Source organism: Streptomyces sp. NBC_00654 (assembly GCF_026341775.1).
Lineage (GTDB): Bacteria > Actinomycetota > Actinomycetes > Streptomycetales > Streptomycetaceae > Streptomyces.
In genome coordinates, this window is the sequence record NZ_JAPEOB010000001.1 from 283231 (window position 1) to 308914 (window position 25684).

The window sequence follows — 25684 nt, forward strand, 5'->3', positions numbered from 1 at the left end:
GCCGTCACGGGCCTCGTGGGCCGCACGGAGTAGCCTCGCCGCCATGCATGCGATCACGATCCCCGAACCCGGTGGCCCCGAGGCGCTCGTGTGGGCCGAGGTGCCCGATCCCGTACCCGGCGAGGGCGAGGTGCTCGTCGAGGTCGTGTCCAGCGCGGTCAACCGCGCCGATGTACTCCAGCGCCAGGGCTTCTACAACCCGCCGCCCGGTGCCTCCCCCTACCCCGGTCTGGAGTGCGCGGGGCGGATCACGGCACTCGGTCCCGGGGGCGCGGGATGGGCGGTCGGTGACGAGGTGTGCGGACTACTGGCGGGCGGCGGGTACGCGGAGAAGGTGGCCGTACCGGCCGGCCAGCTGCTGCCCGTACCGGACGGCGTGGACCTGGCGACGGCCGCGGCGCTGCCCGAGGTGACCGCGACGGTCTGGTCCAACGTGTTCATGGTGGCCCACCTGCGGCCCGGCGAGACCTTGTTGATCCACGGCGGATCCAGCGGCATCGGCACGATGGCCATTCAGCTCGCCAAGGCGGTCGGCGCGCGCGTCGCGGTGACGGCGGGCGGACCGGAGAAGCTGGCGCGCTGCGCCGAGCTGGGGGCGGACATCCTCATCGACTACCGCGAGCAGGACTTCGTCGAGGAGCTGCGCAGGGCGACCGACGGGGCGGGCGCGGACGTCATCCTGGACATCGTCGGTGCGAAGTATCTGGACCGGAACGTGAAGGCGCTGGCCGTGAACGGACGGCTCGCGATCATCGGCCTCCAGGGCGGGGTCAAGGGAGAGCTGAATCTGAGCGCTCTGCTGAACAAGCGGGCGGCCATCACCGCCACCTCCCTGCGGGGCCGGCCGCTCGCCGAGAAGGCCGCGATCGTCGCCGCCGTGCGCGAACACGTGTGGCCGCTGATCGGTGGCGGCGTCGTCCGGCCGATCGTGGACCGCACGGTGCCGATGGAGGACGCCGCCGAGGCGCATCGGGTTCTGGAGTCCAGCGCGCACATCGGGAAGGTGCTCCTGCTCGCTCCCGCGCCCGCGCCCGCCCCCGGGTCCGAGCCCGCTCCCGAGCCCGCCTGATGCGTAGGTGCGCGAGTACTCCTCGTGACGAGTCTTCGCAGGGCTGAGGCGACCCGGGCCCGGCGCCGCCGGCACACGGCCGGGCCCGGCACACAGCGATGTGTGTGCCGGGCCCGGTCCGTTCCGTACTGATCGGCTCCTGGCCGGCGGTTTACAGGTACGGGCCGGAGCGGATCGCTCCGTGCGGGTCCCCGCTGCCGTCCTCGTCCTCGTGGCCCGTGCCGGGCGGCAGGGCGCGGCGCATCTGCTCCAGCTGGGCGCGGGCCGCCATCTGCTGAGCGAACAGAGCGGTCTGGATGCCGTGGAAGAGGCCCTCCAGCCAGCCCACCAACTGGGCCTGCGCGATCCTCAGCTCCGCCTCCGAGGGGATCGACTCCTCGGTGAACGGCAGCGAGAGGCGTTCCAGCTCCTCCACCAGCTCCGGAGCCAGCCCGTCCTCCAGCTCCTTCACGGAGCTGGCGTGGATCTCCTTGAGCCTGACCCGGCTCGCCTCGTCGAGAGGAGCCGCCCTGACCTCCTCCAGGAGTTGCTTGATCATGCTGCCGATGCGCATGACCTTCGCGGGCTGCTCGACCATTTCCGTCACCGGGACCTCGCGCGACTCGTCGTCACCGGCACCGCCGCCGATAGCCATTCCGTCCTGTCCCACCACGAGGACCTGGGGGTGCTCCTGCGACCGGTCATTCCTCGGCATCTCCATGGGGCCCATTGTCTCGCACACATGCGGTACACCACCCTGGTGCCCCCGGGAAAGCATGATCCACCCTCCCCGAGGGCGCCGGGTCGGCCGGTCGGCCGGTCAGCGGTCGGCCCGTGAACCGCTCACCCCGCCCGCCGGGACAGCGTCAGCCGTGACCGGGTGAGACCGGCGGCCAGCAGCCCGGCCAGCACGGGTACGACCACCGCGAGCAGCCCGATCGTGAGCCAGGGCAGCACGATCGGTGTGTACGCGGAGTTCATCGGCTCCAGGCGCATCTGCCGCATCGCGTCGCGCAGGTCGATCAGCCGCAGTGCGACCGCGGGCACGATGCCCGCCGCCGTACCGAGCAGCACCCCGGTGAGCGCGACCACCACGCACTGGAACCCCGAGAGCGAGCGCCGTACGCCCGGAGCCGCGCCGACCGCCGCGAGGGTGGTCAGGTCGGCCTCCGCGTCGGCCTTGGCCAGGCCGGTGGTGATGGCCGCCGCACCCAGGGTCACCACGCCCGCGAACAGGGCGAGGATCAGCAGGACCGCGTCCTCCTGGCTGGACGAACCGTTCTCCGTGATGACGTGGGCGCTGCCGCCGGCCTGGTCGATCGCCGCCGAGGTCGCCTGTTTCTCCGCCTCCGTCGGAGGGCGGGTGGTCGTGTACACGCTTGCGTGGATCTGCGTATGCAGACCGAGCCGCTCCGCGGTCGGCTGCGGCATGATCATGCGGATGCCGGGCGTCGCGGTGTACTTCGCGGGCGCGACGTACACCTTCAGCCGGTCCGTGGTGGTCCGGGCCTTGCCGGGGTGCGGTGCGCGGTTCTTCTTGTCGCGGGGGTTGTATGTGTGGACGGCCTTGAGGGTGACCTCACCGTTCTTCGCGTAGGCCGGGTTCAGCAGGACGGGAGTGCCCGCCTTCAGGGCCTTGGCGGCCGCGGGGTCGTCGAGCTTGACGTACGCGCTGAGCAGCGAGGCGTCACCGGTGACGATCTTGTTGGTGTCGGTCCCGAAGGACGTCAGGCTCATGTACTCGTCCATGCAGGCGGGGGAGTTCGTCAGCCGTTTGTGCTCCTCGGCGGAGAGCCGTGCGGCGAGCTCCTTGGCGCCCCGGCCCTTCAGGGGGCAGGTGTGGCCCTTGCCGGTGGGCTTGACCAGTTCGAGGCTGCCACAGCCGTTCTCCTCCTCGTAGTAGACGTAGCAGTCGCTGCCCGCCCAGACCCGTCCGACGTCGGAGCGGCCACCGCTGACGGGCATGTTCCGCTCGACGGCCGCCCGCGCGCCCGGGAGCTTCCTGGCCGCGGACGGGTCCTCGGCGACGAGCGCGGAGGTGCCCTTGGTGAGGACCGGGGAGTAGTCGTAGTCCTGTTCGGCCATGGCGCTGGAGGCGTACGTGGCGACGGCGACCGTGCCGGCCACGGCGGCCATCACAGCGGCGACGGCGGGCGCGGTACGTCCCCGGTTGCGTGCCGCGTCACGGAGCGCCATGCGCGGTGTGAGCGGGAGCCTGCGGCCGAGCCGGCCGAGGAAACCGATGATCACCGGGATGCAGGCGAGCACGCCCAGTTCGGCGATGACCGAGCCACCGGCGACCAGGGGGGTCTCACCGCTGACACCCCCGTAGACGGCGATGGCGACACCGCCCGCCAGCGTGAGGGAGCCGAGGACGGGCAGTACGCGGGAGCTCCGGCGGGTGCCGCGACGGCCGGTGAGCGATTCCAGGATCGACTGGCGGCCGGCCACCACGGCCGGGACGAGAGCCGCGAGGACGCCGGTCACCAGGCCGAGCAGGGCGATCGCCAGGAGTTCCGCGGGGCGCAGGGTCAGGCCGCCGAAGCGGTTACCGGTGTAGCCCTCGATCAGCGGGCGGAACACCAGGGTCAGGCCGAGTCCGAGCAGCACGCCGAGCACGGTGCCGGCACCGCCGAGCACGACACCACCGGCGAGCACGACGGCCCGTACCTGACTCCGGTCGCCGCCGCACGCACCGACGAGGCCGAGCTGCCTGCGCGACCGGCGCGCGCCGACGGCGAACGCGGGCCCGGCGAGCAGCACGATCTCCAGGACCGTCATGGCCACGACGGTGATGACGGCCGTGCTCATGACCAGCCCGCCGTCGTCTCTTCCGCTCATCTGCGAGGCCAACGGGATCTCGGAGTCCGGCGGGGGGTCGAGGACGAGCCGGCGGGACAGCACCAGGACGCCCTTCTCGTTGGCGGCGAGCACGTCGGGCCAGGTCACCCCGGCGCCCTTCGGGCCCTGGACCAGCCACTCCGTCCTGTTTGGGTTGGGCGGGAGGATCCTGTCGTCGCGGTCGGCCGCGGCTTTCCAGGGGGCGATGACGGCGCCCGGATCGGCGTACAGGGCCTGCTTGCCCAGCGCGTCGGGGAGTTCCACGGAACCGGTGACGGTGTACGCCAGGTCGGGGCCGCGCACGGTGAGGCGGGAGCCGATGTGGAGGCCGGACGACTTCAGGAACGCCTCGGTGACGGCGATCTCACCCTTGCCGTGCGGGAACGCGCCGTCGACCAGTTCGATCCTGCCGCGGAGCATCCGGTCCGCGGTGCGCAGTTCGGTGATCTCGGTGTTCGTGATGCCGTGGGCGGTCGTGACGGAGGCGGGTACGGACCGTTCGGTGAGGAACCGTGAGCCCTTCGGGAACGTGGCCGGTACATCCACCGGCTTCCGCTCCTCGCCCTGCCGCGGTCCGGCCGCCTCGTCGCCACTGCGCCACGCGCTCTGGTCGGGCACCTGCTGGATGGGCACCCTCCCCAGGCCGGGGTCGCTGTACTGGGCGTCCGCCGCGCCCATGACGGCCGTCAGTTCCTCGGCCCTGGTCGGGGTGGCGCTGCGGTACGTGACATCGGCGGCCGTGACGCCGAGGACGGGAAGGGCGATCATCGCGACCACCAGGGCGCTGCGGCCCTTGGCCCGCATCGCGTCGCGCCGGGCGATACGGAGGGCGGCGCGCCATCCGGAGAAGAGGCTCACTCGGCGGCCTCGGCGACGAGCAGGGAGTCGGCCCCGGAGGACAGTGTCTGGTCGACGATCGAGCCGTCCCGGAGGAACACGACCCGGTCGGCCCAGGCGGCGTAACGGGGCTCATGGGTCACCATCACCCCTGCCGCACCCTCGTCGCAGCGCTTGCGCAACAGGGCCAGGACGGCCTCGCCGGTCTCGGAGTCGAGCGCCCCGGTCGGCTCGTCGGCCAGCACCAGGCGCCGGTCCCCGACGAGGGCGCGGGCGATGGCGACGCGCTGTTGCTGGCCGCCGGACATCTCGTCCGGGAAGCGGTCGGCGATCTCGGCGAGGTTCATCTCGGCCAGCGCCGCGAGGGCTTCCCTGCGGGCCTTGCGCAGCGGGATTCCGTCGAGTTCGCGGGGCAGGGCGATGTTCTCGGCGGCGGTGAGGGCCGGTATCAGGTTGTAGTCCTGGAAGACGTAGCCGACGCTGCGGCGGCGCAGAGCGGCCATGCCCTTGCGGCCGAGGGCGGCGATGTCCTGGCCCTCGATGACGACCTGGCCGCCGGTGGCGGTGTCGAGGCCTCCGGCCAGGGTCAGCAGGGTGGACTTGCCGGAACCGGACGGGCCCATCACGGCGACCAGTTCGCCCGTGCGCACGGAGAGGTTGACGCCGCGCAGGGCGTGCACCTCGGCGATGCCGGAACCGTGTGTGCGGGTCAGTTTCCGCAGTTCGAGAACGGGCTCGTCCACGGGCAGGCCGGTGGACGGAGAAGGGGCGGGCGAGGACATGGTGGGTTGTTCCCCCTAGGAACGCTCGGAGCAGGTCGTGCAGAGTCGTGCATGGGCAGGGCCGCCCGCAGGCCGTGGCAGGGCCCGGCAGGCCGCGGGGCGAGCCGGGCGGGGCAGGGGCGGGGCAGGGGCAGGACGGCCGGCAGTGGTTCCGGTCCCGCGCCCGGCAGGTGGGCGGCAGTGGTTCCGGTCAGCGGCGGGTACGCGGGCGGGCGGCCGGGAAGCGCGCCGGGGCGCGGGTGGCGGCCGTACCGGACTCGGCCGCCGGCTCGGTGGCGGCGGCCTCGGCGAGGCGGACGAGCCGGGCCTCGCAGTGGTCCAGCCACCGGGCCTCGGCCTCGGCCTGGAAGATCAGCTGCTCCACCACGAGGAGCCAGGCGACCTCGTCACGGTTGGCCGGGACATCGGCGAGGGCCTGCGCCTTCAGCCGGGTGTAGTCCTGCATCGCCTTCAGGGTGTGGTGGCGCTGGGACTGGATGACGTGCCGGATGTCGACGCCCGGGGCGCCCACGGCCATCGCGAGCTTGATCGCCAGCTCGTCACGGGGCGGGCTGCTGCGGTCCACCGGCGTCTCGAACCAGCTGTGCAGCTCGGCGCGGCCGTCGTCGGTGATCGTGTACAGGTCGTGGCCCGCGTCGTCGGCGCCGTCCTGCGCGACCATGCCGTCGCGCTCCAGGCGGCTGAGCGTCGTATAGACCTGGCCGACGTTCAGGGGCCAGGTGGAACCAGTGCGGGACTCGAATTCGGTGCGGAGCTGGGAGCCGTACCGAGGCCCGCGCTCCAGGAGGGCGAGAAGCCCGTGACGGATCGACATACTCAGTATGTATACCGAGTATGTCGCTGATGGCAAGCCCGGTGTCCTTGCACCACAGGCGGATCGCGGCCGGTTTCCGAGGGCCGGGAACGCTCAGTGGGTTCGGCGCATACGGAAGGCGAGGAAGCCCAGTCCCGTCCCGACCAGCGCGATCCCGGCCCCCAGCGAGACCTGCTTCACCTGCTCCACGGACGGCGCGTCCAGCGCCTGCCCGGCAGCCCCGGGCGGGTTGGAGAACGCACTGGCCGGTGGGGTGAATACCGGCACGTCAACGGCGTCCGCCTCCGGTTCGTCCTCTTCGAGGCCGGCCTCGGCCCGCGCGAGTTCCAGCGGCGACAGCGAGCGCCCGGGGCGCGCCCGCCCCGCCCCGGCCTCCCGCCCGGCGAGCGGCCGGTCCGAAGCCGAAGCGGAAGGCGAAGCCGCAGCGGGATCCGCAGCGGAATCCGGGGAGGTGAGGGGTGCGGAGGAGGCGGAGGACGACCTTCCCGCCGACCCTTCCGCCGACCCTGCGGGTGGCTGTGCGGCATCACCGGCGGACGCGTCGGCCGCTCCGGTCGGTGCGGGCGGACCGCCGTCCGCGGGCCGGAGCGTCGCCGTGCCGGAGGCACGCGGGGAAGGCGGGGCGGAAGGAAGCATCGACGGCCGGGCCGAGGGCGGCGGGGCGCTCGGCGCGGCACTCGGGTGAGCATCGGGCGGAGCTGCGGGAGAGGCGCCCGATGGGGCCGTTCCCGGGCGGGCGGAAGAGGCGAGGGCCGCGGCGTCCGGGGCCACGCCCGCGTACGCCGTCCCGCTCACGGTCCCCAGCGCCGCGCCGACCGCCATCACCAGACAGGCCACGTATGTCGACGACCGCGCTGGGAGGAGTCCTGGAGCCATGAGATCAGCGTCACACGCGCCGATATATCCGGCATCCCGGACACCGGAGACGCCCACGGAATGCCGGGGCATCCCTCATAATCCCGCCCCGGCACAGCATCGCCCGGCATGCATCACACGTCACCCGGCACGCATCACGCATCATGCGTGCCGGGTGACGTGTGATGCGTGCCGGGTGCAGTCCCTAGGCGGGGTCGCCGGTGGAGATCCGCAGCTCGAAGTGGGCGCCCCGCTCGGAGACGGCGGTGCCCGAGGACGGGAACTGGTCGACGACCTGGTCCTCCGCGTACGTGTTGCCCGGCTCCTTGATCTCCTTGATCGTCCATCCGGCCGCCAGGGCGCAGGCCTTCACCGACTTGATGTCCTTGTAGATGAAGTTCGGAGCCGCGACCTTCGAGGGGTCGTTCGAGTCCTCCATCGCGTCCGTGCACTTCTCGGTCTTCATCGTCCGGTTGCGCTCCGGCGGCTTGTGCTCGCCCGCCACCGACGATTCGTTCGACGTCGGGTCGTCCTTGTCGGCGTCGGAGCCCTGGAGGGACAGCACCGTGATCAGACCGCCGATCGCGAGCAGCGCGACGGCGATCGCTCCGACGATGACCGGCATGTTCCGCTTCGAGCCACCACCGCCCGGACCACCGCCCGGACCGCCACCGCTGACGCCCATGCCGCCGGCACCCGTGTTCTGCGGGACGGTCGAGTACGGCGGCGGGGTCTGGTGGGCCAGGGGGCCCTGGGTCTGGTACGCCGGGGCCGACTGCGGGTAGCCGTAGCTCGGCGCGGGCGCCGGGGTGGGCTGGTTGTACGGCCCCGGCTGCTGGTGGGGCTGCTGCGGCTGGTGCTGCGGGTGCGGGTGCGGCTGGTAGGGCGTCTGGACGCTGTGCGGGGCCGAGGTGGCCTGGTCGACGGGCGGGAACACCGCCGAGCCGACACCCGAACCGCTGTTCGTCGGAGCTCCGCCGCTGACGATCACCGGAGCGCCGGTCTGGCCGCCACCGGCGTTCAGCACGCGGGCGATCTCGTCCCGCATCGCGGCCGCGCTGGGGAAGCGCTCGTTCGGGTTCTTCCTCAGGGCGCGGGCGACCAGCGCGTCCATGGCCGGGGTGACCGCACGGTTGATGCTGGAGGGTGCGACGGGCTCCTCCTGCACATGCGCGTACGCGATGGCCAGCGGCGAGTCCGCGTCGAACGGGATCCGGCCGGTGTGGAGCTGGAAGAGCATGATGCCGACCGAATACAGGTCGGACCGGGCGTCCACCCCGCGCCCGAGGGCCTGCTCGGGGGAGAGGTACTGCGGCGTACCGACGACCATGCCGGTCTGCGTCATCGAGGTCACGCCCGACTGCATGGCGCGGGCGATACCGAAGTCCATGACCTTCACGACGCCGCGCTTGGTCATCATCACGTTGCCGGGCTTGATGTCCCGGTGGACCAGCCCCATCTCGTGACTGGTCTCCAGCGCGGCCAGCACATCGGCCGTCACCTTGAGCGCCTTGTCCGCGGGCATCGCGCCGTAGCTGCGGATGTCCGCCTGGAGGACGGAGCCGAGCGGCTGCCCCTCGACGTACTCCATGACGATGTACGGCATCAGCGCGCCGCCGAGCTCGTCCTCGCCGGTGTCGAAGACCGAGACGATGTTGGTGTGCTGGAGCTTGGCGACGGCCTGTGCCTCGCGCCGGAACCGCTCGCGGAAGGACTGCTCGCGCCCCAGCTCCGTGTGCAGCGTCTTGATCGCGACCTGGCGGTCGAGCGCCGAGTCGTACGCCAGATATACGGAGGCCATCCCGCCTTCGCCGAGCAGGTCCCGGAGCTGGTACCGGCCGCCCGCGATGGCACCGCCCGCGTAGCGACCCTGTGCGCCGTGTGCGCCGTCCTGGCTCATGACTTGCTTCCCCCTCGGCGCGACTGACGCGATGATCCGTACGACGGCCAAGTCTGCCCGAGGGGTACGACACGTCAAGCCAGGTGCCCGTTCCGTGACCCTAAGCACAAGAAGCGTCTCGGAAGCGTTACAGGATGTGCATGGAATTTGCTTGTCCGGCACGCCGGTCGGTTGGATGACCCGTCCCTCTCGGAACAGGTGTGTCCGGGAGAGGCTGTAGCGTGACGTGGCAATGCAGCTAGGCACCGTGAGAACCCGCGGACGCGCGGACAGATACGACGGCGAGGACTGATGGCACCCGATTCCGAAGCAAACGGCGGCGGAGTTTCGGATGGCACCGACTCCTGGGGCATTGGCGGTGTCGTCGGCGACGGACGTTACCGGATGACCCACCGGCTCGGCCGGGGCGGCATGGCAGAGGTCTATGCCGCGGAGGACGTCCGCCTGGGACGTACGGTCGCGGTGAAGCTTCTCCGCTCCGATCTCGCCGAGGACCCGGTCTCCAAGGCACGTTTCACCCGCGAGGCACAGTCGGTCGCGGGCCTCAACCACCATGCGATCGTCGCCGTGTACGACTCCGGCGAGGATGTCGTGGGCGGCCAGACCGTCCCGTACATCGTGATGGAGCTGGTCGAGGGCCGCACCATTCGTGACCTGCTCCTCAGCGCGGAGGCCCCGCCGTCGGAGCAGGCGCTGATCATCGTCTCGGGGGTGCTGGAAGCCCTCGCGTACTCGCATCAGCACGGCATCGTGCACCGTGACATCAAGCCCGCCAACGTGATCATCACGCACTCCGGCGCGGTCAAGGTGATGGACTTCGGCATCGCCCGCGCGCTGCACGGCGCGCAGTCGACGATGACGCAGACCGGCATGGTCATGGGCACACCGCAGTACCTCTCGCCGGAACAGGCGCTCGGCAAGGCGGTCGACCACCGCTCCGACCTGTACGCCACCGGCTGCCTGCTCTACGAACTCCTCGCCCTGCGGCCCCCGTTCACCGGTGAGACCCCGCTCTCCGTGGTGTACCAGCACGTCCAGGACATTCCGGTGCCGCCCTCCGAGGTGTCGGACGGGGTGCCCCCGGAGCTGGACGGGCTCGTGATGCGCTCGCTGGCCAAGGACCCCGACGACCGGTTCCAGAGCGCCGAGGAGATGCGCGGCCTGGTCCAGTACAGCCTGCAGATGCTCCAGGTGCAGGGCGGTCACACGGGTACGTGGAACACCGGCCCGGTCACGATGCACGAGGGCGGCCACACCCCGGCCATGGGCATGACCGGCGCGACGACGGCGATGGGTCACCCGGTGCACGGGGAAACCTCGCAGGGGCCGATCCTGCCGCCGATGAACCCGGACGACGGGGCGTACGACGGCGGGCACCGGTCCGGCGGCGGTCGCGGCAAGATGTGGCTCTTCGTCGTGCTCGCGCTGATCGCGATCGGCGCGGGCGTCGCGTTCGCCGTCCAGGCGGCGAACGACAGCGGCAAGGCGAAGAAGCCGGTCACCCCCTCCACCTCCGTCTCGCCGTCCGACGAGGAGACCTCCCCGGAGCCGACCGACGAGGAGACCGAGCCCTCCGAGGAGCCGGACGGTTCCTCGGGCAGTCAGACGCAGCCCAGCCAGCCGCAGTGGACACCCTCGCACAAGCCGACCCAGCCGTCGTACACCCCGTCCGACTCCCCGAGCCCGCCGGACACGGGCGGCAACTCCGACGGGAACACGAACGAGGGCGGGACGGGCGAGCCGACCGACCAGCCGACCGACCCGACCACGGCCCCGGGCTCCCCGGGAGGCAACGGGGACGACGGAGGCTCGGAGGACGGCGGAGCGGGCGGCAACGTCGGTGCGTCGACGGGTCTGACCCCGTAGCGGCGCATTCGCCGGGGCCCTGACGTCGCGGGGCCCTTACGTCGCAGGGCGGCCTCACCCCGTGAAGGCCTCGCTCACCGCCTCGTACTCGCGCGTCCACCACACCGCCAGGGCCGACACCGCAGGGAACTGCGGGTCGGCCCTGCGGTCGTGCAGGCGGTAGCGCCAGCGCAGTATCCAGAAGTCGTTGAGCCGCTCCCACCACACCCGGTGCACCGCGGCGGCCATTTCCGCCGCGCAGGCCCCGGCGGCGTTCCGGTACGCGCGGGCGTACGCCCGTACCTTCTCCAGCTCCAGTTCCCCCGCCGGCCGGACGAAGAAGATCGCCGCGGCCCGGACCGCCTCCTCGGCGCGCGGCTGCACTCCCAGCCGGTCCCAGTCGACGATCGCGACCGGGTCGGCGCCCCGGTAGAGCAGGTTCAGCGGATGGAAGTCGCCGTGCACCCAGCCCGTGGCGGGTCCCTCCGGGGTGGGCGGGCGGCGGTGGGCATGCCGCTCCAGCAGCGTGCGCCGCTCCACCAGCCGGTGTACGGCGAGTTCGTCGAAGGCGTCCCGCGGGGTGCCCCGGGGGTGCTGTCCGCGGGCAGCGGACAGCAGATCGTCGATCAGCGCGAAGGTGTCGGCCGGGTCGGGACTCCCGTAACCGGGCCGGGGTGGCTGTCCGGCCCCCGAACAGCCACCCTCACCGCCGCCGTGGCAACCGCCACGTCCGCCGCTGTCGCCGTCCTCGCCGCTGCCGGGTGCCATGACCTGTTCCAGACCGGTGTGTACGGCTCCGAGGAGCGTCCCGAGCCGTTGGGACTCGGCGCAGGTCAGCTGGGCGCCGACCCGGTGCAGACCGTCCACCCAGGGGTGCAGGGCATAGCTGCGGCCGCCGATCACCGCGACCGTGTCACCCTCCGTGTCCGCGAGCGGCGGGACCACGGGCACGCCGAGCGACTGGAGGCGCTGGGTCGCGCGGTGCTGGCGCACGATCGTGGCGCGTTCGCCGGTGGCGTCGTCCAGATGCTGCTTGTCCAGATGGTGCTTGAGGAAATAGGAGCCGCTGGTGGTGGAGACGCGGTATCCGTGATTGAGAAGGCCTTTGGTGATCGGTTCGCAGGCGAGCGGTTCACCGACGTCCGGGTAGCGGCGCAGCACTTCGCCGACCGGAGGAACAGGCGGGCGGGTTACATATGAGCGCGGCACTTACCAAATGGTAGATCACGCTGCGTTGCGGATCAGCGGACTTGCGCGGAAGTCCAAAGTGTGCTCGCTGACGAAGTGGGGATCCAGGCTGAGGAAGGCCGGTTCGAACGGCTCGCCGTTGACCCTGGCGGGGGCGGTGCCGAACAGTTCCCGCAGGTCAGGGCTGGGACGCACGATCTCGGCGGGGCCGGTGAACTGCACCGACCAGAGATTTCCGCCGTCTCCGGGGGTCGCGGCGTTGAAGTTGTCCGCGCCGTAGGCGACGACGCTCCCGTTGCACGCCTCGTGGTAGCCGAAGCCGCTGTGCATCCGCAGAAGGATGCGGTCGCCGACCACGATGTGCCGGGCCACCGCCAGGAAGGGGAGGGCCCGCATGCTCGTCGCCAGCCGGCCGTAGGGGACGCGGCCGAGCAGCTCGATTGCGTGGAGTTCCTCAGAGGGCATAGGTCCACTGTCCGGCACGGGTAGGGGGCGGGTAAGAGTCGGCGGCCCCGGGTGGTCCGGGACCAAAGTCCCAGATCACCCGGGGCCGCCGGGACTTCTCAGAAGGGTCCGAACCTGCCCGACGCGGGTGCCGGTCGCTGCCGATCCGTCCTGCCCGGTCCTGCCCGGTCCTGCCCGGTCCTGCCCGGTCCTGCCCCGTCCTGCCCGGTCCCGCCCGGTCCCGCCCGGTGTCGTACGGCGCCGCTCAGCGCCGTTCGGCCTGCAGGCGGGCCACATAGGCGGCGGCCTGCGAGCGGCGTTCCATGCCCAGCTTGGAGAGCAGGCTGGAGACATAGTTCTTGATCGTCTTCTCGGCCAGGTGAAGCCGCTCGCCGATGACCCGGTTGGTCAGCCCCTCGCCGATCAGGTCCAGGATCTTGCGTTCCTGCTCGGTGAGGTTGCCGAGCTTGTCGTTGCCCTTGCCGTTCTTGCCCTCGCGCAGCCGCTCCAGTACGCGGGCGGTCGCCGCGGGGTCCAGCAGGGACTTCCCGGCCGCCACGTCCCGTACCGCGTTCAGCAGCTCGTTCCCGCGGATCGCCTTCAGGACGTAGCCGGACGCGCCCGCCATGATGGCGTCGAAGAGCGCCTCGTCATCGGCGTACGACGTCAGCATCAGGCACTTGATGTTCTCGTCACGGGAACGGACCTCCCGGCACACCTCCACCCCGCTGCCGTCCGGCAGCCGTACGTCGAGCACCGCGACATCGGGGCGGGTGGCCGGAATCCGCACCAGCGCGTCCGCCGCTGTGCCCGCCTCGCCGACGACCTCGATGTCTTCCTCGACGGAGAGAAGCTCATGGACTCCGCGTCGCACGACCTCATGGTCATCGAGCAGAAATACAGTGATTTTTCCATCGTTGCGCACAAGCGCAGTCTCACATATTCACCCCGGCTCCGCTCCTGTCGGCCTCGGGCCGGCTTTGGATCAGCTGTGGATCAGCTCCTCGCTGCCCTTCCCTGGCGCCTTTCGCCGGGATAACGTGCCGTTGTTCCGGCGGCCTGCGAGGCTGTTACCAGTGCTGTGACCAGCAAGGCTTGACGATTTTTTCGATTTACTTGGAAATCCAAGCAAAATCGCAGGTCAGATAGGGTTTCGCAGTTATGCGAAGCACTGGGTAACGTGCCTATGACAGGACGCTCGCCGGGGCACCTGTCACGCCTGATCCCGGCCGAGTGGCACCCACCCCGTGCACGGGTCCGGAAACAGGCGAGCCGCACTGGTTCCCGGCAGACCCCGGGGGCCGGACCGACGGAGGAGCACGCACGTGACCGTGGAGAGCACTGCCGCGCGCAAACCGCGACGCAGCAGCAAGCGGACCAGCGCCGCCAAGACGCCGCAGAGTTCCGAGCCCCAGCTCGTACAACTGCTGACGCCCGAGGGCGAGCGCGTCGAGCACCCGGACTACTCGATCGACATGACCGCGGAAGAGCTGCGCGGTCTGTACCGGGACATGGTCCTGACCCGCCGCTTCGACGCGGAGGCCACGGCCCTCCAGCGTCAGGGCGAGCTGGGCCTGTGGGCCTCGCTGCTGGGCCAGGAAGCCGCGCAGATCGGCTCCGGCCGGGCGCTGCGCGACGACGACTATGTCTTCCCGACCTACCGCGAGCACGGCGTCGCCTGGTGCCGCGGGGTCGACCCGACCAATCTGCTCGGCATGTTCCGCGGCGTGAACCACGGCGGCTGGGACCCGAGCACCAACAACTTCCACCTGTACACGATCGTCATCGGCTCGCAGACCCTGCACGCCACCGGCTACGCCATGGGCGTCGCCAAGGACGGCGCGGACTCCGCCGTGATCGCGTACTTCGGTGACGGTGCCTCCAGCCAGGGCGACGTCGCGGAGTCGTTCACCTTCTCCGCGGTCTACAACGCCCCCGTGGTGTTCTTCTGCCAGAACAACCAGTGGGCCATCTCCGAGCCGACCGAGAAGCAGACCCGCGTGCCGCTCTACCAGCGCGCCCAGGGCTACGGCTTCCCCGGCGTCCGGGTCGACGGCAACGACGTACTCGCCTGCCTGGCGGTCACCAGGTCCGCGCTGGAGCGCGCCCGCCGCGGCGAGGGCCCCACCCTCGTCGAGGCGTTCACCTATCGGATGGGTGCCCACACCACCTCCGACGACCCCACGAAGTACCGGGCCGACGAGGAGCGGGCGGCCTGGGAGGCCAAGGACCCGATCCTGCGGCTGCGCACGTACCTGGAGAAGCAGAAGTTCGCCGACAAGGCGTTCTTCACCGCGCTGGACGAGGAGAGCGAGACCCTCGGCAAGCGGGTACGCGAAGCGGTACGGGCCATGCCCGACCCGGACCCGATGGCGATCTTCGAGCACGGCTATGCCGACGGCAACTCCCTCGTCGACGAGGAGCGCGCCCAGTTCGCCGCCTACCAGGCATCGTTCGCAGACTCTGCCGAGGAGGGCAACTAGCCATGGCCGTGGAAAAGATGTCCATCGCGAAGGCGCTCAACGAGTCACTGCGCCACGCCCTGGAGAACGACCCCAAGACCCTCATCATGGGTGAGGACGTCGGAAAGCTCGGCGGTGTCTTCCGGATCACCGACGGGCTGCAGAAGGACTTCGGCGAGGACCGGGTCATCGACACCCCGCTCGCCGAGTCCGGCATCGTCGGTACGGCGATCGGCCTGGCCCTGCGCGGCTACCGCCCCATCGTCGAGATCCAGTTCGACGGCTTCGTCTTCCCCGCGTACGACCAGATCGTCACGCAGCTCGCGAAGATGCACGCCCGCGCGCTCGGCAAGATCAAGCTGCCGGTCGTCGTCCGGATTCCGTACGGCGGCGGCATCGGCGCGGTCGAGCACCACAGCGAGTCCCCCGAGGCCCTCTTCGCGCATGTCGCGGGCCTGAAGGTGGTCTCGCCGTCCAACGCGAGCGACGCCTACTGGATGATGCAGCAGGCCGTTCAGAGCGACGACCCGATCATCTTCTTCGAGCCGAAGCGGCGTTACTGGGACAAGGGCGAGGTCGACACCGAGTCCATCCCCGGCCCGCTGCACCGGGCCGCCGTGGCCCGCACGGGCTCCGACCTCACCCTCGTCGCGTACGGCCCGATGGTGAAGGTCTGCCTGGAAGCCGCCGCGGCAGCCCAGGAGGAGGGCAAGTCGGTCGAGGTCCTGGACCTGCGGTCGATGTCCCCGATCGACTTCGACACCATCCAGACGTCGGTCGAGAAGACCGGCCGGCTCGTCGTGGTCCACGAGGCACCCGTCTTCTACGGCTCCGGGGCCGAGATCGCCGCCCGGATCACCGAGCGCTGCTTCTACCATCTCGAAGCACCGGTGCTGCGGGTCGGCGGATATCACGTCCCCTACCCGCCGGCCCGTCTTGAGGACGAGTACCTGCCGGGTCTCGACCGGGTGCTCGACGCCGTCGACCGCTCGCTGGCGTACTGAAGGGGAGAGGGACGTGACGACGATGACTGAGACGTCTGCTCGTTTCCGTGAGTTCAAGATGCCCGATGTGGGCGAGGGACTGACCGAGGCGGAAATCCTCAAGTGGTATGTCCAGCCCGGTGACACGGTCACCGACGGCCAGGTCGTGTGCGAGGTCGAGACGGCCAAGGCGGCCGTGGAACTGCCGATCCCGTTCGACGGGGTGGTGCACGAGCTGCGCTTCCCCGAGGGCACGACCGTGGATGTCGGCGAGGTGATCATCTCGGTGGACGTGGCACCGGGCAGCGGTGACGCGGCTCCCGCGGCCGCTCCTGCCACCGCTTCCGCCGCTGTTCCCGCTGCCGCGCCCGCTGCCGCCCCCTCGAAGGCTCCGGCGGCCGAGGACGAGGCACCGAAGGGCCGACAGCCGGTCCTGGTCGGCTACGGCGTGGCCGAGTCCTCCACCAAGCGCAGGCCGCGCAAGGGTGCTGCCGCGGCTCCGGAGGCCGCCGCCGTCGCGGCGGCGGTGCAGGCCGAGCTGAACGGGCACGGCGCGCCCGCCGCCCCGGCCGCTTCGGGTCCGGCCGCTTCGGGCGAGGTGCCCACGGGTGGCCGGCCGCTGGCCAAGCCGCCGGTCCGCAAGCTGGCCAAGGACCTGGGGATCGACCTGGCGACGGTCACCCCGACCGGCAAGGACGGGATCATCACCCGCGAGGACGTCCACGCGGCGGCAGCGCCGGTGGCCGAGGTTCCCGCCGCCGTGTCCGTCGCCGCGGAGCCCGCCGGCATTGGGACCGAGGCCCCGGCCGCGCAGCCCTCGGTGACCGCCCGGGAGACCCGTATCCCGGTCAAGGGCGTACGCAAGGCCATCGCGCAGGCCATGGTGGGCAGCGCGTTCACGGCGCCGCACGTCACCGAGTTCGTCACGGTCGACGTCACACGGACCATGAAGCTCGTGGCCGAGCTCAAGGAAGACAAGGACATGGCGGGCGTCCGGGTCAACCCGCTCCTGATCATCGCCAAGGCGCTCCTGGTCGCGATCAAGCGGAACCCGGACGTCAACGCCGCCTGGGACGAGGCCAACCAAGAGATCGTCCAGAAGCACTACGTGAACCTGGGCATCGCGGCCGCCACCCCGCGCGGTCTGATCGTGCCGAACATCAAGGACGCGCACGACAAGACCCTGCCCCAGCTCGCCGCCGCACTGGGCGAGCTGGTCACCACGGCCCGCGAGGGCAAGACCTCCCCGGCCGCGATGGCGGGCGGCACGGTGACGATCACGAACGTCGGCGTCTTCGGCGTCGACACGGGCACGCCGATCCTCAACCCCGGCGAGTCCGCGATCCTGGCGGTCGGTTCGATCAAGCTCCAGCCGTGGGTCCACAAGGGCAAGGTGAAGCCCCGTCAGGTCACCACGCTGGCGCTGTCGTTCGACCACCGCCTGGTCGACGGCGAGCTGGGCTCCAAGGTGCTGGCGGATGTCGCCGCGATCCTGGAGCAGCCGAAGCGGCTGATCACCTGGGCGTAACGCCCTTCTGCGGTACGTGTTTCCGGTGGGCCCGCGCGTCGTCTCGCGCGGGCCCACCGGCATGTCCGGCGGTTGTCACCGTACGGCGAGTTCGGCGAACACGGTCTTGCCGATGGTGCGTGGTTCGACGCCCCAGTTGTCCGCGAGCCGCGCGACGATCTGGAGGCCGCGGCCGTAGCAGTCGTCGGCATCGGCCTCCCGCAGACCGGGCAGCCGTTCGCCGCGCGGATCGCTGACCGCGATACGGAGCACGGTCGCGGTGAGGGTGAGCTGTACGCGGAAGAGGCGCCCCCGCATGACCCCGTGCAGCAGGGCGTTGGTCGCCAACTCACTGACCAGGAGAGCCGCGTCACCGGCCAGCTCCGGGTGACCCCACTGAAGCACGAGCCGAGCGGTGCGGTGCCGGCTGAGCGAGACGCTGCGGGCGGTGGGGGTGTAGTCGGCCCGGTCCTGACGAAGGACGGGTTCGGACGCGGGGGTGGAGATCTCCTGGGCTGCGGTCATGGACGCGTGCCTCCGTGGGGGGTGCGGGCGGTGGCGGTGCCGCGCCTGCGGTGGGCCGGGGGCCGGTTGGGTCCGGGCGCGGTTCCGCCAGTTCGTTGCCGCGTAGCGAGCGGCTGGGGACCGAGAGTAGCGACGCATATTCCTCACGCTCAAGTGCTTGAGGAATATATTCCTCAAACGAGCTAACGGGGGCTGCTTGACGTGCCGTTGCTGGCACACTGAGCACGATCAGCGGGAGGGCGACATGCAGAAATCTGGAACCGGCACACGCGGCAAGCAGGTCTCGACCGTGCTCGGCCGCCGCTTGGGTGGTGAGCTTCAACGACTTCGTTTGTCCGCAGAGATGACGCAGCAGCAGGCAGCTGAGTACCTCAGTGCGACTGCGACCAAGGTCGTCAAGATGGAGAGCGGCTTGGTCCCCGTCCGTGATCCGGACATCCGCGCGCTGTGTCACTTGTACGGGATGACAGATCGTGCCGTTCTCGGCGGGTTGCTGGACATCGCGAAGACGGACCGCGAGCGCAGGAAGGTCAAGGGCTGGTGGGACGACGGACTTGCTCCTGGTGCAGCGTCCTACATCGCCATGGAAGACGCCGCACTCCGCAATAGGCAGTGGCAGCTGTCCTTGATTCCCGGCCTGTTCCAGACTGCTGAGTACACCAGGGCCATGGGTGTGGCGGACTCGCTGTGGGAGAACTTGGACCTGGTTGAAGCGGTGGTATCGGCTCGGGCCCGACGTCAGCAGCGCCTTCACGGAGACAGTCCGTTGCTGATGCACGCCGTGATCTGGGAGGCTGCCCTACGGCAGATGGTCGGCGGCTCCGCAGTCATGAGGCGCCAGCTCAATCATCTGTGTGAGCTGGCTGAATTGCCCAACGTTCACATTCAGGTGCTCCCGTTCCGGGCAGGCGGGCACAGCGGAGTCAGCGGGCCGTTCAACATCTTGTCGTTCGGTGAGGATGAGGCAGTGGACGTGGTCCACATGGATACGCCGCGTTCCGAGATCTGGATCGAGGATGCGGAGCGGAGCGCGGCGTTCGTCGGGATGTTCAACAGCTTGTCGCGTTCAGGTCTGTCGCCGCACGACTCGATGCAGCTCATGCAGAGCATCGGTAAAGGGATGAGTGAGTGAAGGTGTTCCAGTTCGCCAAGTCCAGCTACAGCACCCTGGAGAAGGATTGCGTCGAGGTGGCCCGCAACATCCCTCGTACCGTCGCCGTCCGCGACTCCAAGCGTCCCGGTGGCCCCGTTCTCACCGTCACCCCCGCCGCGTGGGACGCCTTCACGGCAGACGTGCGCCGGCAGCCGTAGTACGGGCCGGAGCGCCCGCCACACGTGGAGCGCGAGCAAGGCCCCGTACCCCGGCCCCGTACCTCCGAGCCCCGCACGGCCTACGGCAGTCGCCGCTCAGCCAGGTCCAGCCATTGATCCACCTCGGCCGCAGCGAAGTGCCGGATGGCCCAGTCGGTCATGCGCAGGCTCATGTGGGCCCAGGAGGGCAGCAGGACGTCCGGCGGGACCGTGTCGAGCACGGCGTCCAGATGGGCCACGGTGTCCGGTTCGGTCTGTTCCGCGTGGAGCAGGCCGAAGCGCAGGGTGACGAGGTCGAATCTGCGGTCCCCGCGGGCCGCTCCGTCCCAGTCGATGATCCCGGTGATCGTGGCGTCCACGGCCAGCATGTTGCCGGGGTGGAAGTCCAGATGGACCGCGTCGGTGCCGTCGAGCCGGTCCGGACGGGCGGCACCGATGGCGGCGATCCGGCGTTCGAGGGCGGCGGTACGGGGGCTGTGGTCGCGCAGCGGTCCGTGCAGGCAGTACCCGGGGCCGTCCTCGCGCAGGTGCAGGGCGAGGGCCGGGATGTCGGTGCGGTGGGCCAGCCGGCCGGTCAGTGACTCGTTGAGGGCCAGTGCCTGGTCCAGGCCGTTCCGGTCCAGGCGCTCGACCGGTGTGCCGGGCAGGAGTTCCTGGACGGTGACGACCGCGTGCCCGGCCTGGACGGCCAGCTCGGTGGCCGGGGCGGGGAAGCCGCCCGCCCGCAGGGTTTCGCTGACCGCGAGCGGGCCGGCCCGGAGTGCGGCGAGCTCCGTGTGGGCGCGCCACTTGAGTACGGACCGGTGGCCGTCCGGCCATCGCACGTACGCGGCACCCACCTGCCCGCCGGGGCAGGGGCCCTCCACGGTGAGCCGTATCCCGGTGCCGGCGTACACGGCTTCGGCCATGCGGTCGGCGTCCAGGCGCTGTACGCGGTCCCGGCCGCGCGAGGATGAAGTCATCGGCAGATTGTCGCCGGTACGCGGACGGGGGTGCGGCCACCCTCACGGTGACCGCACCCCCGTCGGGGTGCTGCGGGACGAGCGGACTACTTCTTGAAGCCGTAGTCCATGAGCTTCTTCGCGTCGGCGGTGCGCTTCGCCGCGGAGGGCGAGGTGAGCACGGTGCCGATGACGGTCTTGCCCTTGCGGGTCGCGGCGAAGACCAGGCAGTACTTGGCCGTCGGGCCGGAGCCGGTCTTCACGCCGATCGCGCCGCTGTAGCTGCCGAGCAGGGTGTTGGTGTTGCCCCACGACATGTAGCGGTAGCCACCGCTCTTCGTGGTCACCTTCTGCTTCGTCGACTTCGTCTTGACGATGGTGCGGAACGTGGAGTTCTTCATCGCCTTGCTGGCGATCTTCGTCAGGTCGCGGGGGGTCGAGTAGTTGTTCCCACCCCCTATGCCGTCGAACGAGTCGAAGCGGGTGTTCTTCAGCTTGAGGCTCTTGGCCGTGGAGTTCATCTTGCCGATGAACGACTTCACACGGGCCGCGCGGGTCTTGCCGGAGCCGTACTTGTCGGCGAGGGCGTACGCGGCGTCGCAGCCGGAGGGGAGCATCAGGCCGTAGAGGAGCTGGCCCACGGTGACCTTGTCGCCGACGATCAGCCGGGCGGACGAGGCGTTCTTGGAGACGATGTAGTCGCTGTACGCCTTCTGGATCGTGACCTTGGACTTCAGGTTCACGTTCTTCTGCGACAGCACCACCAAGGCCGTCATGATCTTGGTGGTGGAGCCGGTGGAGCGGCGGGTGTCCGCGGACTTGGTGAAGAGGGTCTTGCCGCTGCCGTTGTTCATCACGAAGCCGCCCTTGGCGGTGATCGTCGGCTTCGGCGGTGCTGCTGCCTGCGCCTGGGTGGCGAAGGCACTGCCCGAGAGAACGGCGCCCGCGGTGAGGGCCACGGTGGCCGTGGCGGTCGCGCGATTGATGCGCTTGATGCCGATATTCAACTGAACGCTCCAAATGCCCCTGAATTGCGGCCACATAAGGGTGCCGCTCGGTGGTGAGACTCCTGGGGCGGGGCAATGGATGTGCTCTCGAACTGATGGTTTTTTCACCGGGTCCCGGCCGGTTCGTCCCCTCGCGCGGAGTGCGCCGTCATGGGCGGTTGAGTGCGTAGTGCGGCGACCCGTCCGCCGTACCGCCGAGGGAGCGGATGCAGGCGTGCCGGCGCATGAACCGGAGGCACTCGTTCACCCGGTGCGCGCTGAGGCCCGTGCGCTCCGCGATGGACTCCAGCGACTGACGTAACTCGCCCTCTGCCGCCAGTGCGGGGGCGATGGCGACGGCCACCGACCAGACGTCCTCCGTCACGGACATCCGCGACTTCCAGTCGTCCAGAACGGCCTGGGCGGTGGGGCGGGGCGGCTGCGGCGGTACGGAGACCTGGGCCGGGATCGCGGGGGCGGGGGAGGGGGAGGCGAACAGGGTGTCGAGGCGATCGGCAATACGTTCCAGGGCGTGCGCCGTCGCGCGCTGTGCGAGAAGGGCTTCCCGCTGGGTAGCCAGACTCTCGCACTGTGCGGCTGCGAACTGTTCGTCGAGGCGGATGTTCCGCTCTTCGAGGCGTACGATCGCGTCGGCGACCCGGTCCGGTACGCCGTGGACCGCCGGAGGTGCGGCACCGGTGGTCTCCGAGTCGGCCGGAGGCCCGCCGAGGCTGTAGGACCCGTCCTGCTGGACGGTGGCGATGACGTCGGCGACCCATTGTTTGAAGGGGCGGCAGGACGGTTTCGTGCTGCCGCTGACCAGCAGGATCAGACCTCGGAGATCAATGAGTTGCAGGTCTCGACGCCACTCTCTACCTGGGGGAACGCTGAGACCATGACTTCCAGTCACTGTCTCAAGAAACTCTCGGTTTCTCTCGGGCACGTGGTCGCGGAGCGTCTTGTGCGGTGTTGTGTAGCCGAGCTGCCCGCACACGTCCACCGCCGGGAACCAGTGCTTTCCGTCCGGCATCGTCAGCCGCCGGATCCGGGCCCCGGTCGCCCCGTACACGAAGTCGTTGATGTCGATCGCGTCGCGCCGTACGGGCGTCCGCCCCGCCGTCCCGGACCTGTCCGCCGTGGTCATGTGAACCACCTCCGTGACGGAACGTAAAGCGGAGCAAATCGAATGTGCCACCGGATCCTGGAATGTTCATCCCTACGGGGAGGGGCGCCGAGGTTTGCCGCTCCTGTCCAGATTTCGGACGCCTGAAACACATGCGCGCATGTTGTATCTATGCTGTGTGCATGCCTGCCGCGCCTCTCGCCCCCGCACAGCCGCCCAAGACCTCCCTCAAGCAGCCGCCCGCCGCCGAACGCGTCTACACCCACATCAAGGAAGCGGTCCTCGGCCGTCGCTACGAGGGCGGGACGCTCCTCACCGAAGGTGATCTCGCGGAGGCCGTGGGGGTCTCCCGCACGCCCGTGCGCGAGGCGCTGCTGCGGCTGGAGGTGGAGGGGCTGATCAAGCTCTATCCGAAGAAGGGCGCCCTGGTGCTCGCCGTCTCCGCGCAGGAGATCGCGGATGTGGTGGAGACCCGTCTGCTCGTCGAGGAGTTCGCCGTGCGCCGGGCCGTGCCGGCCTCGGCGCAGCTGATCAGCCGCCTCGAACAACTCCTGGAGGAGCAGCGGCAGCTGGCGGAGGCCGGGGACCTGGCCGCCGTTTCGGTGAAGGACCGCTGTTTCCACGCCGAGATCGTGCGGAACGCGGGCAACGAGATCCTTTCGCGGCTCTACGACCAGCTGCGCGACCGGCAGTTGCGGATGGGCGTCGCGGTGATGGAGGCCCACCCCGGCAGGATCGCCGCCAACATCACGGAGCACGGTGAGCTGCTGGAAGCCATCCGGGCCGGTGACGCGGACGGTGCCGCGCAGGTCGTGCGGCGCCATATCAGCCGGGTCAAGGTGCTGGTCAGGGGTGAGGACCGGTGAGCTCTGCCGCCGCTCCCACCCTGTCCCTGCCCGGTGATCCGCCCGGCGGCCGGCGTGCCGCCTGGGTGTGGGGCATCGGGGTCGCCGTCTACTTCGTCGCCATCGTCTTCCGCACGAGCCTGGGGGTCGCCGGGCTCGACGCCGCCGACCGGTTCGACGTCAACGCCTCGGCGCTGTCGACGTTCTCCATCCTCCAACTGCTCGTCTACGCGGGCATGCAGATACCCGTCGGCCTGATGGTCGACCGGCTCGGCACCAAGAAGGTCCTCGCCGTCGGGGCCGTCCTGTTCACGGTCGGGCAGCTGGGCTTCGCGCTCTCCCCCTCCTACGGAACGGCGCTCGCCTCCCGGGCGCTGCTCGGCTGCGGGGACGCGATGACGTTCATCAGCGTGCTGCGGCTCGGCAGCCGCTGGTTCCCGGCCCGGCGCGGGCCGCTGATCGGTCAGGTCGCGGCGCTCTTCGGGATGGCGGGCAACCTCGTCTCGACCCTCTTCATCGCCCGCGCGCTGCACGGCCTCGGCTGGACCACGACGTTCGCCGGGAGCGCGGTCGCGGGTGTGGTGGTGCTGGTGTTGCTGATGCTGTTCCTCAAGGACCACCCCGAAGGGCATGAACCGCCGCCCGCCGAGCACGCCGGGCCCGCGTACGTCCGCAAGCAGATCGCCGCCGCGTGGCGGGAGCCCGGCACCCGGCTCGGCATGTGGGTGCACTTCACCACGCAGTTCCCGGCCATGGTGTTCCTGCTGCTGTGGGGGATGCCGTTCCTGGTGGAGGCGCAGGGGCTGAGCCGGGGGACCGCCGGTGAACTGCTCACGCTGGTGGTGCTCTCCAACATGGTGGTCGGGCTCGTCTACGGGCAGATCATCGCCCGGCACCACGCCGCACGCGCCCCGCTCGCGCTGGGCACGGCGGGGCTGACGGCCCTGCTCTGGGCCGTCACGATCTTCCACCCGGGCGACCATGCGCCGATGTGGCTGCTGATCGTCCTGTGCACGGTGCTCGGGGCCTGCGGTCCCGCTTCGATGATCGGTTTCGACTTCGCCCGGCCCGCCAATCCTCCGGAGCGTCAGGGCACCGCGTCGGGGATCGTCAACATGGGTGGTTTCATCGCGTCGATGACCACACTGTTCGCGGTCGGTGTGCTGCTGGACGCGACCGGCGACAACTATCGCGTCGCTTTCGCCTCGGTCTTCGTCCTGGAGGCGCTCGGCGTCGTACAGATCCTGCGGCTGCATGCCAGGGCGACGCTCAGGGAACGCGACCACCATGTGGTCAGCCGGGTCGAAGCGGTCCACGTACCCGCGTAGTGCCGCGCACGAGCGGCGCATGATCGGCGCGCGGGCGAAGCGTGGAGTGCGTACAGCGCATGCGCATGCGGGTGCGCGTGCGGGTGCGCGGCGCACCGGCGGCGCGGTGGGCGGTGAACCGGCGGCGCGCCCGTCTCTCGTACTCCGGGACGGGCGCCGCCGATCGGTACACCGTGTGCGGGTTCCCGCACAGGGGGACCGCGGGTCGGGAAACTACGGCATGACGGCGAAGTGGTGCAGGATCGCCGCGGCCAGCTCCTGGTCGCCCTCGATCTTGACGCGGTCCGGGACCGCTGTCGCCCGGACCCGGCCGCAGGCCAGGCGGTAGTACGTCTCCCAGTCCATCGCGAGCGTCACCGCGGGGCCCAGCGACGGCGCGCCGTCGATCGAACCGCGGCCGTCCGCGTCGACCCGGACCGTGCGCAGGAACTCCAGCGGCCCGTGCACATCGAGTACGACGGCCGAATTGGCCGGAGCGCCCGCGTCCTTGGCGACCACCTTGGGGAGCCCCTGGAGCAGGGTGTCCCGGACGATGTGGGCGCCGGGGGAGTCCAGATTTCCCGGGACGCCCAGCGTGACGCGCAGGTCCTGCTCGTGCACCCAGAGATCGACGGCCCGCATGTGCAGTGCCACTTCGAGGGTCTGCTCCGCGCCGAGAGGCGCCCGGACCATCGTGTCGGGGGAGCGGTTCTCGTTGCGCAGCTGGCGGGCGCGGCGGATGAGCGTGTACTCCAGCTCGGAGGTCATCTCGGGCGCGGTGTGGTGGCGCCGTACGTCGACCTGCATCTCCATGTAGCGGGCGAAGTCGCTCTGTATGTGGTAGAGGTCGCGCGGCAGTGTGTGGATGGGGCGCGGGTCGCCTAGCATCTCGCACTCCATGCCGATGATGTGCGACACGACATCACGGACCGACCAGGCGGGGCAGGGTGTACGGCGGTTCCACTCCCCCTCGACGAGTGGCTTCACCAGCTCGGCTATCGCCTCGATGGAGTGGGTCGCGGCGTCGGCGTAGGTCTGGAGGCTGGGATGGACGGTCACGGGACCCCTCGTGCGGTTCTGCGGTGCATGGGCTGGGAGAGCAGGGCGTGCTGGCGGGCGGGCTGGCACTGACGGCGCTGT

Annotated in this window: 23 protein-coding genes; 9 read left to right on the top strand and 14 right to left on the bottom strand. The window is 70.3% G+C overall.

Features of this window, described 5'->3' with window-relative positions:
* Positions 1 to 43 precede the first annotated feature (43 nt).
* Positions 44 to 1069 carry an NAD(P)H-quinone oxidoreductase gene (locus tag OHA98_RS01315; protein WP_266922239.1) on the top strand — a complete coding sequence of 342 codons (1026 nt, stop codon included), beginning with the start codon at positions 44 to 46 and terminating at the stop codon, positions 1067 to 1069.
* Positions 1070 to 1220: 151 nt separating this feature from the next.
* On the opposite strand, the gene OHA98_RS01320 is transcribed toward OHA98_RS01315, so the two are convergent.
* The 6 genes from OHA98_RS01320 to OHA98_RS01345 form a co-directional block, all read right to left on the bottom strand.
* Positions 1221 to 1769: a bacterial proteasome activator family protein gene (locus tag OHA98_RS01320; RefSeq protein ID WP_266922240.1), complete on the bottom strand. Its 549-nt coding sequence runs from the start codon at positions 1767 to 1769 to the stop codon at positions 1221 to 1223.
* 122 nt (positions 1770 to 1891) lie between these two features.
* The gene (locus tag OHA98_RS01325) at positions 1892 to 4747 is read right to left on the bottom strand and encodes an FtsX-like permease family protein (RefSeq protein WP_266922241.1); all 2856 of its coding nucleotides are present in this window, start codon (positions 4745 to 4747) and stop codon (positions 1892 to 1894) included.
* Entirely contained in the window at positions 4744 to 5508 is a 765-nt protein-coding gene (locus OHA98_RS01330) for an ABC transporter ATP-binding protein (RefSeq protein ID WP_266922242.1), read from the bottom strand. The genes OHA98_RS01325 and OHA98_RS01330 overlap by 4 nt, the downstream gene beginning before the upstream one ends.
* A 190-nt stretch (positions 5509 to 5698) precedes the next feature.
* Positions 5699 to 6322, bottom strand: a complete 624-nt coding sequence (locus OHA98_RS01335; protein ID WP_266922243.1) for a PadR family transcriptional regulator — start codon at positions 6320 to 6322, stop codon at positions 5699 to 5701.
* Between the two features lie 93 nt (positions 6323 to 6415).
* A complete protein-coding gene (locus tag OHA98_RS01340) occupies positions 6416 to 7198 on the bottom strand; it encodes a hypothetical protein (RefSeq protein WP_266922244.1) in 783 nt (260 codons plus the stop codon).
* Positions 7199 to 7382: 184 nt separating this feature from the next.
* A complete protein-coding gene (locus OHA98_RS01345; RefSeq protein ID WP_266922245.1) occupies positions 7383 to 9077 on the bottom strand; it encodes a protein kinase in 1695 nt (564 codons plus the stop codon).
* A gap of 291 nt (positions 9078 to 9368) precedes the next feature.
* Here OHA98_RS01345 and OHA98_RS01350 point away from each other — a divergent pair, with 291 nt between their 5' ends.
* Positions 9369 to 10943, top strand: a complete 1575-nt coding sequence (locus tag OHA98_RS01350; RefSeq protein ID WP_266922246.1) for a protein kinase — start codon at positions 9369 to 9371, stop codon at positions 10941 to 10943.
* A 54-nt stretch (positions 10944 to 10997) separates the two neighbouring features.
* On the opposite strand, the gene OHA98_RS01355 is transcribed toward OHA98_RS01350, so the two are convergent.
* The 3 genes from OHA98_RS01355 to OHA98_RS01365 form a co-directional block, all read right to left on the bottom strand.
* On the bottom strand, positions 10998 to 12083 hold the full coding sequence (locus OHA98_RS01355) for a phosphotransferase enzyme family protein (protein ID WP_266927641.1): 1086 nt from the start codon (positions 12081 to 12083) through the stop codon (positions 10998 to 11000).
* A 63-nt stretch (positions 12084 to 12146) separates the two neighbouring features.
* Entirely contained in the window at positions 12147 to 12575 is a 429-nt protein-coding gene (locus tag OHA98_RS01360; protein ID WP_266922247.1) for a pyridoxamine 5'-phosphate oxidase family protein, read from the bottom strand.
* Between the two features lie 244 nt (positions 12576 to 12819).
* Positions 12820 to 13479: a response regulator transcription factor gene (locus tag OHA98_RS01365; RefSeq protein WP_266922248.1), complete on the bottom strand. Its 660-nt coding sequence runs from the start codon at positions 13477 to 13479 to the stop codon at positions 12820 to 12822.
* A 400-nt stretch (positions 13480 to 13879) separates the two neighbouring features.
* On the opposite strand from OHA98_RS01365, the gene pdhA reads away from it, so the two are divergent.
* Genes pdhA through OHA98_RS01380 form a run of 3 tightly spaced genes read left to right on the top strand, consistent with a single transcriptional unit; the run spans position 13880 to position 17527 of the window.
* Positions 13880 to 15037 carry a pyruvate dehydrogenase (acetyl-transferring) E1 component subunit alpha gene (pdhA, locus tag OHA98_RS01370; protein WP_266922249.1) on the top strand — a complete coding sequence of 386 codons (1158 nt, stop codon included), beginning with the start codon at positions 13880 to 13882 and terminating at the stop codon, positions 15035 to 15037.
* 2 nt (positions 15038 to 15039) lie between these two features.
* Positions 15040 to 16020 carry an alpha-ketoacid dehydrogenase subunit beta gene (locus OHA98_RS01375; RefSeq protein ID WP_266922250.1) on the top strand — a complete coding sequence of 327 codons (981 nt, stop codon included), beginning with the start codon at positions 15040 to 15042 and terminating at the stop codon, positions 16018 to 16020.
* A gap of 13 nt (positions 16021 to 16033) precedes the next feature.
* Complete coding sequence (locus tag OHA98_RS01380) at positions 16034 to 17527, top strand: dihydrolipoamide acetyltransferase family protein (RefSeq protein WP_266922251.1); 1494 nt, start codon at positions 16034 to 16036, stop codon at positions 17525 to 17527.
* 75 nt (positions 17528 to 17602) lie between these two features.
* Here OHA98_RS01380 and OHA98_RS01385 read toward each other — a convergent pair whose 3' ends face one another.
* Complete coding sequence (locus OHA98_RS01385) at positions 17603 to 18031, bottom strand: ATP-binding protein (RefSeq protein ID WP_266922252.1); 429 nt, start codon at positions 18029 to 18031, stop codon at positions 17603 to 17605.
* A 244-nt stretch (positions 18032 to 18275) separates the two neighbouring features.
* Between OHA98_RS01385 and OHA98_RS01390 the strand changes: the two genes are divergently transcribed.
* Both OHA98_RS01390 and OHA98_RS01395 read left to right on the top strand, forming a co-directional pair.
* Positions 18276 to 19163, top strand: a complete 888-nt coding sequence (locus OHA98_RS01390) for a helix-turn-helix transcriptional regulator (protein WP_266922253.1) — start codon at positions 18276 to 18278, stop codon at positions 19161 to 19163.
* Complete coding sequence (locus OHA98_RS01395) at positions 19160 to 19342, top strand: DUF397 domain-containing protein (RefSeq protein ID WP_266922254.1); 183 nt, start codon at positions 19160 to 19162, stop codon at positions 19340 to 19342. The genes OHA98_RS01390 and OHA98_RS01395 overlap by 4 nt, the downstream gene beginning before the upstream one ends.
* 80 nt (positions 19343 to 19422) lie before the next feature.
* On the opposite strand, the gene OHA98_RS01400 is transcribed toward OHA98_RS01395, so the two are convergent.
* From OHA98_RS01400 to OHA98_RS01410, 3 genes are all read right to left on the bottom strand, one after another.
* Positions 19423 to 20304, bottom strand: coding sequence for a phosphotransferase (locus tag OHA98_RS01400; protein ID WP_266922255.1), 882 nt, complete (start codon positions 20302 to 20304; stop codon positions 19423 to 19425).
* Positions 20305 to 20390: 86 nt separating this feature from the next.
* The gene (locus OHA98_RS01405; RefSeq protein WP_266922256.1) at positions 20391 to 21290 is read right to left on the bottom strand and encodes a D-alanyl-D-alanine carboxypeptidase family protein; all 900 of its coding nucleotides are present in this window, start codon (positions 21288 to 21290) and stop codon (positions 20391 to 20393) included.
* Between the two features lie 148 nt (positions 21291 to 21438).
* On the bottom strand, positions 21439 to 22413 hold the full coding sequence (locus OHA98_RS01410) for a Bro-N domain-containing protein (protein WP_266922257.1): 975 nt from the start codon (positions 22411 to 22413) through the stop codon (positions 21439 to 21441).
* Positions 22414 to 22574: 161 nt separating this feature from the next.
* On the opposite strand from OHA98_RS01410, the gene OHA98_RS01415 reads away from it, so the two are divergent.
* Both OHA98_RS01415 and OHA98_RS01420 read left to right on the top strand, forming a co-directional pair.
* The gene (locus OHA98_RS01415; protein WP_266922258.1) at positions 22575 to 23258 is read left to right on the top strand and encodes a GntR family transcriptional regulator; all 684 of its coding nucleotides are present in this window, start codon (positions 22575 to 22577) and stop codon (positions 23256 to 23258) included.
* Positions 23255 to 24565, top strand: a complete 1311-nt coding sequence (locus OHA98_RS01420) for a nitrate/nitrite transporter (RefSeq protein WP_266922259.1) — start codon at positions 23255 to 23257, stop codon at positions 24563 to 24565. The genes OHA98_RS01415 and OHA98_RS01420 overlap by 4 nt, the downstream gene beginning before the upstream one ends.
* A 213-nt stretch (positions 24566 to 24778) precedes the next feature.
* Here OHA98_RS01420 and OHA98_RS01425 read toward each other — a convergent pair whose 3' ends face one another.
* On the bottom strand, positions 24779 to 25603 hold the full coding sequence (locus OHA98_RS01425) for a maleylpyruvate isomerase family mycothiol-dependent enzyme (RefSeq protein WP_266922260.1): 825 nt from the start codon (positions 25601 to 25603) through the stop codon (positions 24779 to 24781).
* Between the last annotated feature and the right edge of the window lie 81 nt (positions 25604 to 25684).

Coding starts and splice junctions, on each gene's coding strand:
- OHA98_RS01385 (WP_266922252.1), bottom strand. CDS start 18,031: ATGACCGCAGCCCAGGAGATCTCCACCCCCGCGTCCGAACCCGTCCTT.
- OHA98_RS01390 (WP_266922253.1), top strand. CDS start 18,276: ATGCAGAAATCTGGAACCGGCACACGCGGCAAGCAGGTCTCGACCGTG.
- OHA98_RS01415 (WP_266922258.1), top strand. CDS start 22,575: ATGCCTGCCGCGCCTCTCGCCCCCGCACAGCCGCCCAAGACCTCCCTC.
- OHA98_RS01360 (WP_266922247.1), bottom strand. CDS start 12,575: ATGCCCTCTGAGGAACTCCACGCAATCGAGCTGCTCGGCCGCGTCCCC.
- OHA98_RS01335 (WP_266922243.1), bottom strand. CDS start 6,322: ATGTCGATCCGTCACGGGCTTCTCGCCCTCCTGGAGCGCGGGCCTCGG.
- OHA98_RS01340 (WP_266922244.1), bottom strand. CDS start 7,198: ATGGCTCCAGGACTCCTCCCAGCGCGGTCGTCGACATACGTGGCCTGT.
- OHA98_RS01320 (WP_266922240.1), bottom strand. CDS start 1,769: ATGGAGATGCCGAGGAATGACCGGTCGCAGGAGCACCCCCAGGTCCTC.
- OHA98_RS01350 (WP_266922246.1), top strand. CDS start 9,369: ATGGCACCCGATTCCGAAGCAAACGGCGGCGGAGTTTCGGATGGCACC.
- OHA98_RS01330 (WP_266922242.1), bottom strand. CDS start 5,508: ATGTCCTCGCCCGCCCCTTCTCCGTCCACCGGCCTGCCCGTGGACGAG.
- OHA98_RS01400 (WP_266922255.1), bottom strand. CDS start 20,304: ATGACTTCATCCTCGCGCGGCCGGGACCGCGTACAGCGCCTGGACGCC.
- OHA98_RS01375 (WP_266922250.1), top strand. CDS start 15,040: ATGGCCGTGGAAAAGATGTCCATCGCGAAGGCGCTCAACGAGTCACTG.
- OHA98_RS01315 (WP_266922239.1), top strand. CDS start 44: ATGCATGCGATCACGATCCCCGAACCCGGTGGCCCCGAGGCGCTCGTG.
- OHA98_RS01410 (WP_266922257.1), bottom strand. CDS start 22,413: ATGACCACGGCGGACAGGTCCGGGACGGCGGGGCGGACGCCCGTACGG.
- OHA98_RS01345 (WP_266922245.1), bottom strand. CDS start 9,077: ATGAGCCAGGACGGCGCACACGGCGCACAGGGTCGCTACGCGGGCGGT.